The sequence below is a fragment of the Maribacter sp. genome, from assembly GCF_049667165.1.
Lineage (GTDB): Bacteria > Bacteroidota > Bacteroidia > Flavobacteriales > Flavobacteriaceae > Maribacter_A.
Genome location: NZ_JBATHS010000317.1, coordinates 1 through 13,331, shown reverse-complemented (window position 1 = coordinate 13,331; position 13,331 = coordinate 1). Strand labels below are relative to the sequence as shown.

At 42.1% G+C, this 13,331-nt stretch carries 9 protein-coding genes; 5 read left to right on the top strand and 4 right to left on the bottom strand.

What is annotated here, in order from left to right; all coding sequences use genetic code 11:
* The first annotated feature begins 133 nt into the window (after positions 1-133).
* A complete protein-coding gene (locus tag WBM98_RS14855) occupies positions 134-1,327 on the top strand; it encodes a heparan-alpha-glucosaminide N-acetyltransferase domain-containing protein (RefSeq protein ID WP_424366811.1) in 1,194 nt (397 codons plus the stop codon).
* An 87-nt stretch (positions 1,328-1,414) separates the two neighbouring features.
* Positions 1,415-2,500 carry a family 20 glycosylhydrolase gene (locus WBM98_RS14850; protein WP_424366810.1) on the top strand — a complete coding sequence of 362 codons (1,086 nt, stop codon included), beginning with the start codon at positions 1,415-1,417 and terminating at the stop codon, positions 2,498-2,500.
* Between the two features lie 34 nt (positions 2,501-2,534).
* Here the strand turns inward: WBM98_RS14850 and WBM98_RS14845 are convergent, their stop codons facing one another.
* On the bottom strand, positions 2,535-3,869 hold the full coding sequence (locus WBM98_RS14845; protein WP_424366809.1) for a Gfo/Idh/MocA family protein: 1,335 nt from the start codon (positions 3,867-3,869) through the stop codon (positions 2,535-2,537).
* Between the two features lie 147 nt (positions 3,870-4,016).
* The gene (locus WBM98_RS14840) at positions 4,017-5,600 is read right to left on the bottom strand and encodes a sulfatase family protein (RefSeq protein WP_424366808.1); all 1,584 of its coding nucleotides are present in this window, start codon (positions 5,598-5,600) and stop codon (positions 4,017-4,019) included.
* Between the two features lie 101 nt (positions 5,601-5,701).
* Between WBM98_RS14840 and WBM98_RS14835 the strand changes: the two genes are divergently transcribed.
* The 3 genes from WBM98_RS14835 (at position 5,702) to WBM98_RS14825 (ending at position 11,706) form a co-directional block, all read left to right on the top strand.
* Positions 5,702-6,100 carry a hypothetical protein gene (locus tag WBM98_RS14835; RefSeq protein ID WP_424366807.1) on the top strand — a complete coding sequence of 133 codons (399 nt, stop codon included), beginning with the start codon at positions 5,702-5,704 and terminating at the stop codon, positions 6,098-6,100.
* Between the two features lie 68 nt (positions 6,101-6,168).
* Positions 6,169-10,500: a CusA/CzcA family heavy metal efflux RND transporter gene (locus WBM98_RS14830; RefSeq protein WP_424366806.1), complete on the top strand. Its 4,332-nt coding sequence runs from the start codon at positions 6,169-6,171 to the stop codon at positions 10,498-10,500.
* Between the two features lie 63 nt (positions 10,501-10,563).
* Entirely contained in the window at positions 10,564-11,706 is a 1,143-nt protein-coding gene (locus tag WBM98_RS14825) for an efflux RND transporter periplasmic adaptor subunit (RefSeq protein WP_424366805.1), read from the top strand.
* Positions 11,707-11,778: 72 nt separating this feature from the next.
* On the opposite strand, the gene WBM98_RS14820 is transcribed toward WBM98_RS14825, so the two are convergent.
* Positions 11,779-13,029 (bottom strand): NAD(P)/FAD-dependent oxidoreductase, encoded by a 1,251-nt coding sequence (locus WBM98_RS14820; protein WP_424366804.1) that lies wholly within the window; start codon positions 13,027-13,029, stop codon positions 11,779-11,781.
* 1 nt (position 13,030) lies between these two features.
* Positions 13,031-13,331 (bottom strand): proline racemase family protein (locus WBM98_RS14815; protein ID WP_424366803.1); only part of this gene is annotated, 301 nt, incomplete at its 5' end.

Here is a 13,331-nt window from a genome sequence, read left to right as displayed (position 1 = left end):
ATTTCTCTGTTATGGCCGATCAACGTGACGGCATGCCAAAAAAGTATGCCCATGACGAAGTACACCCTACCAAGTTGGGTTATGAAGTAATGGCGCCATTGGCTGAAGCGGCAATTTCCAAGGCCTTGTCCAATTGACCAAAGCGCCACATAAAACGATACGAATAGCCTCTATCGATGTTTTAAGGGCCATGACCATGTTGCTTATGATTTGGGTGAACGACTTTTGGACGCTCACTGATATTCCAAAATGGTTAATGCACGCAAAACCGAATGAAGACTATTTAGGTTTTTCAGATATCATTTTCCCTTTATTCCTATTTATTGTAGGGTTAAGTATTCCCTTTGCCATTCAAAACAGAATGGTAAAGAAAGAGCCCCGAATAATCATTGCCAAGCACATCATCATTAGGTCTTTATCCCTTTTGATCATTGGGGTATTCATGGTAAATTATGAGACGCATCATGAAACCCTTGGCTTGGGGAAGGCAATGTGGTGTTTTCTAATGGCTTTGGCCGTATCCTTGGTATGGATGCAATGGAAAAAAAGTCCAATCCCCAATAAATGGCATAACTATTTAAAAATGTTGGGATGGGCGCTACTCCTAGGTTTGGCCCTCCTTTATAAGGGTGGCACTACTGGGGATGAAGAGATGGCACCACACTGGTGGGGAATTCTAGGGTTAATCGGTTGGGCTTACTCAATAAATGCCTTGGCATTTCTGTTCAGCAAAGGCAGATTGGTTGTTATAGTTTCCTTATGGTTGCTATTCAATGTACTATCCATTGCGGATGCCCAGGGATTGTTGCATCAATTCCCAAGGTCTTTATCTTATTTTTCAACATGGGTTTCAGGAACCATTCCCGCCTTCACGGCAGCAGGGGTCGTAGCTTCCCTCCTATTTCAAAAGATTTCCAAACTGAACAGAACAAGGGCATTGACATTCTTGGGTGTATTGGGGTGTTTGAATATTGCAGCCGGATTAATAACGCGTCATCTTTGGGGCATATCAAAAGTGCCCGGTACTCCTTCATGGTTACTAGTTTGTACGGGTATCGGATTTTTATCCTTTGTAGTTTTCTATTTTATAGTCGATATTAAAAAACAACGTTCTTGGGCAAAGATCATTATTCCTGCGGGCACAGCTACATTAACCTGCTATCTGATTCCCTATTTCACCTACCCTATTCGCACCCTAACGGGTATTGAATTACCGGACATTCTTAACACCGGTGTTATCGGTTTGTTAAGTTCATTTTGTTTCGCATTATTGGTTGTAATTTTCACTGGGTGGCTACAAAAAAGGGGGTTCTCACTAAAATTGTAAAAAATAAGTTTTGGCTCAGCTAACAATTGTCCGAATTGAAGAAAATTAAATTTCTTTTTGGTATTTTTAGAATAAATCCGAAACCCTATGAAACGCATCATTTTATCATCCTTGCTTCTCCTTTCCGCAATGTATATTCATGCACAAAGTGCATTTGAAATCAAAGGATTTTGTATTTCTGCACCCTCTTCGGATAAAGTCGGGGAATTTGTCGATTTTATAAAAAAAGAACTGGCACCGAATGGGATCAATACACTGGTTTTAAGGGTCGATTATAATTACGCCTATGAATCCCGACCCGAACTACGGGGTGAAAATCCATTGACCAAGTCTCAAGTAAAACAATTGGTAAACGTATGTAAGGAATTAAATATCAATATAATACCTCAAGTAAATTTATTGGGTCACCAAAGCTGGCATTCAGAACATACCAAGTTATTGGAAGTGTATCCTGAATTTGATGAAACACCACATATTGCACTTCCTGAGAATTATGTTTGGCCCAATGATGATGGGCTATATTGCAAGAGTTATTGTCCATTGCACCCCGATGTACATGAAGTGGTCTTTGATCTGATGGATGAAATCTTGGATGTTTTTGAAGCCAATGCCTTTCATGCCGGTATGGATGAGGTATTCTATTTGGCCGATGAAAATTGTCCACGTTGTAAAGGAATGGATCCTGCTGCCTTATTTGCTGGTGAATTGGTCAAAATCAATACCCATTTGGCCAATAGAGGGGCCCGCTTATGGATTTGGGGTGATCGTTTGATCGATGGGGCCGTTACAGGTATCGGTATGTGGGAAGCTTCTATGAACAATACTGCCAGGGCCCTAGATATGATTCCAAAATCTGTTGTCATCTGCGATTGGCATTATGAAAAGGCATTCCCTACGGCGGCTTATTTTGCCACAAAAGGCTTTGATGTAATCACCTGTCCATGGCGCAAACCTGAAGTGGCTACAGCCCAAGTGGAGCTGATGTATGATCTTAAAATGAATTCCTCTCCAGAAATGGCCAAACATTATCTTGGTATGATGCAGACCTACTGGTCATCGCCCTCAAATTTTATTGAAGAGCAAAAAAAATCCGCCGAGAATGAAGCAAACTCAGCGGAATGTTTTAAAGCCATGGTCAATGCCATGAACAAGATAGAATCACTAAAAAAATAAGCAGGTATAACTATTCAATAGACAAGTCATCCCATTATTTGGTATAATCCCTATTCACCCTACTTCGCAGGGCATTGGCCTCGACATCCCCTTTAAACTGTTCCAATTCTGGGTCCCATTCCAAATTTCGTCCTAATTGATAGGCGATATTCGCAATATTACATATGGACGCAGAACGATGGCCGGTCTCCACATCACAAATAGGTTGGGTCCTGTTTTTAATGGCATCAAGCCAATCTTGATAATGGTTATCGTTCGAATTGTACAATCTAATATCGGAATCCTTCAACGCTGCCGTTTTGATATTTTCAGGAGTGGTCTCAAAATAGCTTCTACTGATATCCATGGTGCCCTCACTGCCGATGAAACGAACGCCCCATCCCCTACCAAAATCCTCATGCACCATCTCAATTCCATTGGCATAGAACATGCGAAGTCCACGGACCGATGTAGGGTCTTTTGGGGGAATATACCGTACGGGACCCGAATCGTCCATATCCAATGCCCATTGGGCAATATCGAACATATGGGCACCCCAATCACAAAGGATGCCACCACCTACTTCCCTGAACAATCTAAAGTCTGGCCAAAAATCTACATCATTACGGGACGGCGCCAATCTATGATTGTACGGTAAAAGCGGGGCTGGTCCACACCAGCTGTTCCAATCGAGTTCTTTGGGAATAGCCTCTTCCTCCATATTATAAGGTACGGCCGGATCCCCAACATTGACAAGGACCTTTATGATTTCACCTAAATAACCGTTACGAACCAATTCACAGGCTTTCCTGAAATTTTCCGTTGAACGTTGCATGCTCCCTGTTTGTAATATTTTCCCGGTTTCTTTAGTGGTTCTCACTAAATCCATACCCTCCGTTATCCTATGGGTCAAGGGCTTTTCACAATACACGTCCTTTCCGGCATGCATGGCGTCCATGGCCTGAATGGCATGCCAATGATCGGGGGTAGCAATGACCACGGCATCGATATCCGAACGGGAAAGTAATTCCTTATAATCGGCATAACTGGTAATTCCATTATAGTTCTTAACCTTTCTTTCTTTGGCATAAAGATTACCCACGTGATTCACAAAAGCCTCCGTTTTGGTGGTCCAAACATCACAACCCGCCACTATCTGGGTTTGCGTTTTACTTATAAAGCTATTTGCCAAACCATTGGTTTGCTTGCCAAGACCAATAAAACCTATATTGATCTTATCGCTAGGTGCGATAAAACCCTTGCCCAGTACATGCCGGGGAATAATGCTGATCGCGCCCAAGGTCAGCGCTGAGTTGGTTATGAATTTTCTACGTGAAACGGGTTTTGGGGATTGATGGTCTTTTTTTTGGTCTGGAATTGATTTTTTCATTCTAATTGATTTTGAAGGTGTGGTTTTATCTTCTGAAAAGCTACTACAATAAACGAGAAATTGCAACAAAATCCGGATAAACCGAACCTGGGTTTAGAGATTTCACGAAATCAATGACCAACAACTGATATCAAAGCTCTATATCAACTAAAACTCCTTGGCAAGTATGGGTTTCATGACCTCATATTCTGTGTCGCTATCGCCATATTTTTTGCGCTCTTCAAGAATCTGCAATTTCATTTCCGCGATAATCGATGCATACTCTTTTTCACCATAGGCATTATGTAGTTCCTTGGGATCTTTCTTTAGATCATAAAACTCCCAAGCGGGTTGCGTCGTTTCTTTGGAGGTTCCTTTCATGCCTAGATCTTGCCCATAGAATAAGGCCAATTTATACCTATTGTTGCGAATGCCAAAATGGGCGGGTCTATCGGGATCATGCAACCAATACCTGTAATACATCTGTTTACGCCAGGTAGCCGGTGTTTTGCCCATTAAATTTCCACGAAAACTTTCTCCTTGTATGTATTCTGGTTTGTCGATTCCTGCGTAATCGGCCAAGAGCGCTGCAAAATCAATATTCAAAATAAAATCATCCAAGCGCTGACCCCCCTTTATTTCTTTGGGATAGCGAATGACAAACGGCATCCGTAGTGATTCCTCATAAATCAATCGTTTATCAAAAAAACCATGTTCCCCTAAAAAATAACCTTGATCGGCCGTATAAACCACCACGGTATTCTCAGCGAGCCCTTGTTCCTCTAGATAATCGAGCAGCCTTCCGATATTGTCATTAATGGCAGCCCCGCAACGCATAAAGTCCTTCACCAGTTTTTGGTAAATTTTCTTTCGTTTTTGAATACTGTCCAATCCATCCAACGGGTAAGGCAAACCAGGGTAATCGGTCCAAAATTCATCAGGATGCTTAGTGGCTTGGTCCCATCGTACCGCTAATCGTTCCAAGGTTTGGCCGTGAAAGGTCCGTCCCGTATTGTTTTGATCAAAATCAAGTAGTGATTCAGGTTCAGGTATTTCAACATCCGAATACAAATCCTTGAATCTTTCCGGGTAATCAAAAGGTTCATGTGTCGCCTTGAAATTACAGAACATTAAAAAGGGCTTGTTCTTATCGCGTTTATTAAGATGGTCAATCGTTAAATCCGTAATCACATCCGTGGAAAAACCCTCATATTCCTTTCCGTTTGTACTATCATAACCATCCATCCAATTTTCTTCCGTTTTTAGGATGGGGTTCCAATACCTCCCCTGCCCGGGCAGTACATTAAAATAATCAAAGCCTTCAGGTTTTCCGACCAAATGCCATTTACCGATAATCGCTGTTTGATACCCACTATTGGATAATGTACGGGCGATGTTAGGGTGGTTTCTTGGCAAAGGTTCACTAAGCGTATACACTTGGTTAATATGGCTATACTGACCCGTTAAAATACTGCCTCGACTGGGTGTACAGATACTATTGGTACAAAATACATTGTTCAAAACCATCCCTTCAGTTGCCAAACGATCAATGTTATTATTCTGCACATAATCGGCAAGAATACCCCCATAAATACCCCAAGCTTGGGACGTGTGGTCATCAGAAAGAATAAAGAGGATGTTCGGTGGTGCGGTATCTTGTTGCTTTTGCCCCCCTATTGGTTCACAGCCAACAGCCAAAGGAACCAACACTAATAGATAAAAGAAACGTTCAATCAACAAGGCATGCTTCATCTGTTTAATTTTGATTCTACAAGATAAAAATAATAACGGTATTAGGTATATCTATAGGTAGTTTCCTGAAAAATTCAAATATTGAGTATATTTGTCGCCATATGTCCAAATTTCTTGCCATAGGGTTATCAGTAGTGGTCCTCCTCCAAAGTTTACGTTTGGATATGGGTGACTTGGCGCATATGGATGAACTCTTCGAACATGCCCAATTTCATGCTGAAAAATACGGGGACAATTTCTTTGTTTTTCTCTCCAAACATTATGGTGAATTACAGGAAGAACATACCCAAGATCATCAAGAAGAACGAAAGGAGCATGAAAAACTTCCCTTTAACAATACGTTCTGTTCACATGTCCTTACGGTCTATGTGGTGCATAAATTCGAGATGCAGGTCAACACGGCAACACCCGATGTCGACTATACGGCCAATTTCGAGTATTTGGACAATTATGTCTTTTTAGAAAAAACAGATATTTTTCAACCTCCCCAGCTTGCATAATCCCATATTGATTTAATACATCTCCGGTAGAATTCCGTCGATGTTTGTATCACTTCTAATCTAGGATCATGTTATCAAAAATCATACGCTTTAGTATAAAGAACAAATTGATTGTTCTTTTGCTGACCTTCTTTATCATCTTTTTCGGAATCTATTCACTCACGCAGATTTCCATTGGTGCGGTTCCTGATGTAACCAATAACCAAGTGCAGGTCATAACAACTTCACAAAACCTTTCAACGCAGGATATTGAACAGTTCATCACCTATCCTGTAGAATTGGAAATGGCCAACTTGCCGGGCGTTATAGAGATTCGTTCCATTTCGAAATTCGGACTCTCAGTGGTCACTATCGTTTTTGAGGACGACATGGGTACTTATTTACCAAGGCAGCTAATCGCCGAAAAAATAAAATCGGCCTCCGAAAAGATTCCCGATGGTTTTGGCACCCCTGAAATGGGACCGATAACGACGGGTCTTGGTGAGATTTACCAATACATACTGGACACAAAACCAGGGTATAAGGACCAATATTCCGCAATGGAATTACGCACCATCCAAGATTGGATCGTAAAACGACAACTATCCGGTATCCCGGGCGTGGTTGAGGTAAACACCTGGGGTGGTTATCTAAAACAATACGAAATTGCCATCAATACAGAAAGACTGAATGCGATGAACATTACCGTGGCTGAAGTTTTCAACGCCCTGGAAAACAACAATGGGGTTGCCGGTGGCGGTTATATTGAAAAAACGAACCAAGCCTACTTTATACGGGGCGAAGGTTTGATCACTTCATTGAACGATATCGAGAATATCGTAGTCAAGAATCTCGATGGTATCCCTATTTATATAAAGAATATTGCCAAAGTAGGGTTTGGAAGTGCTACGCGTTTTGGCGCCATAACGGGTAATGGCGAGGGAGAAAAGGTTCTCGGACAGGTCATGATGCTCAAAGATGCGAATTCAAAAAAGGTCATAGAGGCCGTTAAGGAACGTGTTGCGTCCATATCGAAGACCTTACCGGAAGGTGTTTATATCAATCCATTTTTGGAACGTAGTGAATTGATTGCCAAAACTACATTTACGGTGGCAGAGAACCTTATTCTAGGGTGTCTGATCGTCATATTTGTGGTTGTGCTGCTCTTGGGAAATTTAAGGTCCGGATTGGTCGTTGCTTCGGTGATCCCCCTTTGTCTTTTGTTTGCACTTTCATTGATGTACATATTTGGCGTCGATGCCAATTTAATGAGTCTAGGTGCCATAGATTTTGGAATCATCATTGATGGGGCTGTGATAATCGTAGAATTCATTGCTTTCCAAATCACTTCCAAAAGACTGGAGCTTAGCAAGATGTCCGCTAAGAACGTCATGCTGGCCAAGGATGAAATCACCTTTACAAGTGCTTCTAAAATGATGAATTCTGCCATCTTCGGGCAACTCATTATCCTTATCGTGTTCATTCCCATCTTATCATTAAGCGGTGTTGAGGGCAAAATGTTCAAACCTATGGCACTGACCTTTAGTTTTGCCTTGATCGGGGCCATGCTTTTATGTTTCACGTATGTTCCCGTAATCGCTTCCTTGATCTTAAAACCTACCAGGATTTCCGATAAGAATATCTCAGTTCGCTTAATGCGTTTTTTGAACCTGATGTACGAACCGACAATCCATTGGGCATTGGCAAGTAAAAAATTGGTTTTAGGAATTGCAGCTTTTTTACTCGCTCTCTCCATATATCTTTTTACCACCATGGGTGGGGAATTTGTACCTACTTTGGATGAAGGTGATTTTGTGATACAGCCCATCCTTAAGACCGGTACCTCATTGAGCAAAACAATAGAGACTACGACAAGGATAGAAAAAATATTATTGGACCAATTTCCTGAAGTAGATCAGGTGGTCACTCGGATCGGCGCAGCTGAAGTCCCTACAGACCCCATGTCTATGGAAGAGACCGACGTTATCATTACCCTAAAGCCCAAAAAGGAATGGGTATCTGCCAATTCCAAAGACGAACTTGCCGATAAATTCAAGGAAGCGCTTGGTATTATTCCGGGCATGGAGGTAGAATTCACCCAACCCATTGAAATGCGATTCAATGAACTTATAACCGGTGTACGGGCTGATATTGCCATAAAGATATTCGGGGAAGATCTCGATGTCCTGAACAAATATGGGAATGAAATCAGAAGATTGGTTGAAGATGTTGAAGGAGCGGCCGATATCAGTGTTGAGAAAATTGCAGGATTGCCCCAAATGAACATAAAATACCAACGCACTAAGGTAGCGAGATACGGATTGAACATCAATGATCTAAACAAGGTGCTCTCCATGGGATTCGCTGGAACGAATTTGGGCAATGTCTTCGAAGGGGAAAAGCGTTTTGACCTTACCTTACGCTTGGATGAGGAGAGCCGGAAGGATATCGACAATATCAAGAACCTATATGTCGATCTACCATCGGGAGGCAAGATTCCACTCAGTGAGCTTGCACTGATCACCTATACCAAAGGAGCTGCGAAAATTTCGAGAGACGATACCAAACGACGCATTGTGGTAGGTATCAATGTCCGTAATCGCGATTTGCAATCTGTAGTCACCGATGTTCAAAATAGAATTGAATCGAACATAAAACTTCCAACAGGTTATACGATTACCTATGGGGGACAGTTCGAAAATCTTCAAAGTGCCAAAAACCGATTGAAAATAGCCGTACCCATAGCTTTGGTATTGATTTTCTTTATGCTCTTTTTTGCCTTTGAATCGGTCCGGGACGCCTTGATGATCTATTCCGCAATTCCTTTGGCCGCCGTTGGGGGTGTATTCTTGTTATGGTTAAGGGATTTGCCTTTTAGTATCTCGGCAGGTGTGGGATTCATTGCGCTATTTGGTATCGCTGTTTTGAACGGCATTGTATTGATCGAACATTTCAAGGAATTGAAACATCAAGGTATGACTGACATTGAAGCACGTATAAAGCAAGGGACAAAAGACCGTTTAAGGGCTGTACTATTAACCGCAAGTGCAGCGGCGTTGGGCTTTTTACCCATGGCAATCTCAACCAATGTAGGCGCGGAAGTTCAAAGACCATTGGCAACCGTTGTAATTGGCGGACTTATTACCGCTACCCTACTTACCTTAATCGTATTGCCGGTATTATATGCCATCTTCGATTCAAAAGTCGAACTAAAAAAGGACATTAAAAAGAAGTCGACACAAGGTCTAACAATTTTGATTTTACTCTTTACCATGCATTCTAATGCACAGGAAAAGGGATTGGATCTTGATGAACTAAGAGTATTGGCATTCGATAATAATGCCGGTTTAAAGGCGGCGGAACTAAAGGTACGGGCATCAAAGGCCTTGGTCGGCAGTGCCTTTGATTTCGAAAAGACCGATATATACTACCACTATGACCAAAATAATCTAGCTTTTAACAATGAGCCGTTAGAGGTATATGGTATTCAACAGAACTTGATGTTCCCTACCGTATATTTTGCGGGAAAACGGGTCAACAAAGCAAACTTGGGCATGGAGGAAAGCGCATATGAAATGCAAAAACAGATGCTTGAACGCGACGTTGCTTCGGCCTACTTCCAATTGTTATATACACGCGAGAAAAGGCAAGTATTTGCTTATCTGGACAGTATATATCAAAAATTCGCAGTTGCCTCCCAACGCAGGTTCGAATTGGGTGAATCAAACTATCTTGAAAAAATAACGGCACAGGCCAAACAGAAAGAACTCCAAAGCCTTTATAATCAGGCCAGGGAAGATGTTGCCATTGCCGAAATACAGCTTCAAAAGACAATCCAATTTGACCAACCTTTGAATATCGCAGAACGACCCCTGTGGAAACTGGAGTTACAACCTCAAGAGGTTTCACAGAATATAGGGCTAGCCCTATATGACCAAAGAAATGCATGGTACAGCGCCAAAAGCGGACTGGAAAAGCAGCATTTACTACCCGATATAAGTTTAAATTATTTTCAAGGCACCAATCCCGGCTTGGGCGAGCAATTGTACGGGTATCAACTCGGCTTGAAAATTCCGTTGCTCTTCAGTGGAAATGCGTCAAAAATCAAGGCTGCCAACATCACCAAAGATTTGGCCATTGAGGAATCGTTGGACTATAAAAACCAATTGTACCTAAAGTATGAAGAACTCATGGGGCAACTTAGGAAATATGAAGAAGCCTTAAGGTATTATGAAGGAGACGGACAACGGCTTGCTGATGAAATCTTAAAAACCGCCTCGATCAGCTACCTAAATGGGGAAATCGATTTTTTCCAATACATCCAGAGTTTGGAAAATGCCTATCGCATTACATTATCTTATTTGGAAAACATCAATAATTATAATCAAACGGTTATTGCACTGAATCATCTAACCTTATGAATAGGAAATATCGAAAAACCTGCAAAACCACATTAAGTGATAATAACTAAAAAAATAAAGATCATGAAATCATTACCATATACCCTCTTCCTTTTATCCGCCCTTTTACTTTCGGCCTGCGGTGAATCGACAAATAAAGATACGGAAACATCGGTCGCAACGTTGGAAGCCAATGCGGTTGAACTTAGTAAGGCACAATTCGATGGTGACCAGATGCAACTTGGTACGTTGACAGAGCAATCCTTTCCTTCAGTGGTCCAAAGTACGGGAATGATCGATGTGCCCCCACAAAGCAGGGCTGTCATAAGTTCCTTTGCGGGGGGATACGTGCTGAAAACCCCGTTATTGATTGGAAACCTTGTTAGAAAAGGCCAAGTGTTGGCGACCTTGGAAAATCCTGAGTTTGTTGAAATGCAACAACAATACCTTGAAGCCTCTGAACAGCTCACTTACTTGAAATCGGAATTTGAGCGCCAGAAAACCTTGTTTGATGAACAGATCACTTCCCAAAAGAATTTCTTAAAAGCGGAAAGTGAATACAAGGGTACCATGGCACTTTACAACGGATTGAAGAAAAAATTACAAATGCTGAACATAAATATTGCATCTGTAGAAGCAGGGAACATTACTTCGGAAATCGCTTTGTATGCCCCGATACATGGGAGTGTTACGAAAATGAACATCAGCAAAGGCACCTATGTCTCACCAGCGGATGAGATTATGGAAATCATTAATACCGACCATATACATCTGGAACTTTCAGTGTTCGAAAAAGATGTGCTGAAAATCAAGGAAGGCCAAAAAATCATTTTTAAAATCCCTGAGACGGGTGACGAAACCTATGAAGCCGAAGTCCATTTGGTCGGCACCTCAATCGATTTAACCAACAGGACCGTAAAGGTACATGGACATTTACTCGATGACGAAAATCATAACTTTGCGGTCGGTATGTTCGTAGATGCACAGATAATCACTGAAAGCATTAAAAAACTTGCCTTGCCTGATGATGCTATCATTTCCATAGACGATTTCCACTATGTGCTGTTGAATACCTCAAAGGGTGAAACATACGATTTTTCACGAAAGGAAGTAACCGTTGGAAGTAGTTATAAGGGCTACACGATGATCCAGAACGCTGGCGATTTTAGTGAGAACGATTTATTCTTGGTCAAAGGGGCCTTCAATCTTATCCAGGGCGAAGAATAGTTTTTAGTGCTTATGCATCCCTAGATGCTCCTTGGTGATATAGAGAACCGGCAACCCAATAGTCCAGGGACGCTAGAATTTCCGTAATGGGTTAAATGGACAAACATCCAATGAAGTAGCCTTACGACCAATAATTTCGGAAACCAGTTTACCGGTAGCCGGACCCAAACTCCAACCCATCATGGCATGGCCCGTGGCAAACGTCAGGTTCTCTAGGGCAGTACTTCTTCCGATATAAGGGAGACCATCCGGGGAAACAGGCCGCATACCACTTTGTGCATTGGCCAACTCCTCCGCGTTTATTTGAATTTCGGGATAGTATTTATTCACCGCATTGGCAATGGCCCGAACACGCTCTTTTCTAATGATCGTATTTATTCCTGAAAATTCCATAGTGCCTGCAAAACGGGTAAGACCTAACATTGGGGTAACCGCCACTTTAGCTTCCATCAAGATAGCCGGCATGGTGATTCCTGTAGGCCTTTCCATATTTATTCGATACCCTTTGCCTGCTTGTATAGGAAGGTTTATTCTTATTTTTTTGGCAAGTTGTCCACTCCATGATCCGGCTGCCAATACCACCTCATCAGGGCAATAAGTATCTTTGGAAGTAACCAATTGCTGTATCTTTTGGTTTGAGATGACTAGGTCCAAAACTTCTTCATTGGTCTTTATGGTAACGCCTGCGTTCTTTAAAAACGAAATCATTTTGGGCATAAATTCCGTAGGCGTCATGTGCGCATCGCACTTATAATGGATTGCCCCTTTGGCATCGATTTTTACATGGGGCTGTAATTCATCCAATTGATTTTTATCCAATACATCGACCTCCAAACCCAACTGCTTTGCCCTTTCAGCAACCTGCATTTCCTCTTCGGCCATGGCATCGGTCTTATAAAGCATTAGTAACCCTTTACGTTCTAATTGAAATTGCCCCAAATCCCCGGAAGCCTTAATATCTTCGAACAACTCCCTACTCAATATATTTATGTCCTTAATAATGGGAATTGCCTTTTCAACTTTATTATGGGTAGAAGCCCTGTGAAAATACCACGACCACTTAAAGAATTCGGTGTCAAAACGCGGTTTCATATAAAATGGACTCGCAGCATTGAACATCCATTTTATGCCTTTGGCAATCATTCCGGGTGATGCCAAGGGTATGATATGACTTGGGGTAATATACCCGGCATTCACGAAGGAAGCGCCATCCGAAATATCCGATTTATCTATCACCGTTACTTCATGCCCCTCTTTATGCAGATAATAGGCGCAACAGAGTCCAATGATTCCACCCCCAATTACTATGGTCTTTTTACTCATATTAAAGTACTTGAAACCCTTGTGCATATGGTTCATCATCATCTATTGTGATCGTATTGTGGCCATAGACCCGTGCCCACCCCTGAATACTGGGAATAATGGCCGGGACGCCTTTCACGGCGGCCTCAGCCTCTACCCTTCCTATAAATTGTGATCCAATATAGCTTTCGTGAACGAAATTCTGTCCTATTTTTAGCTTCCCTTTGGCGTACCATTGGGCCATTCGGGCTGACGTGCCCGTACCACAAGGTGATCGGTCTATGGCCTTATCCCCGTAGAACACGGCATTGCGGGCCGTAGCT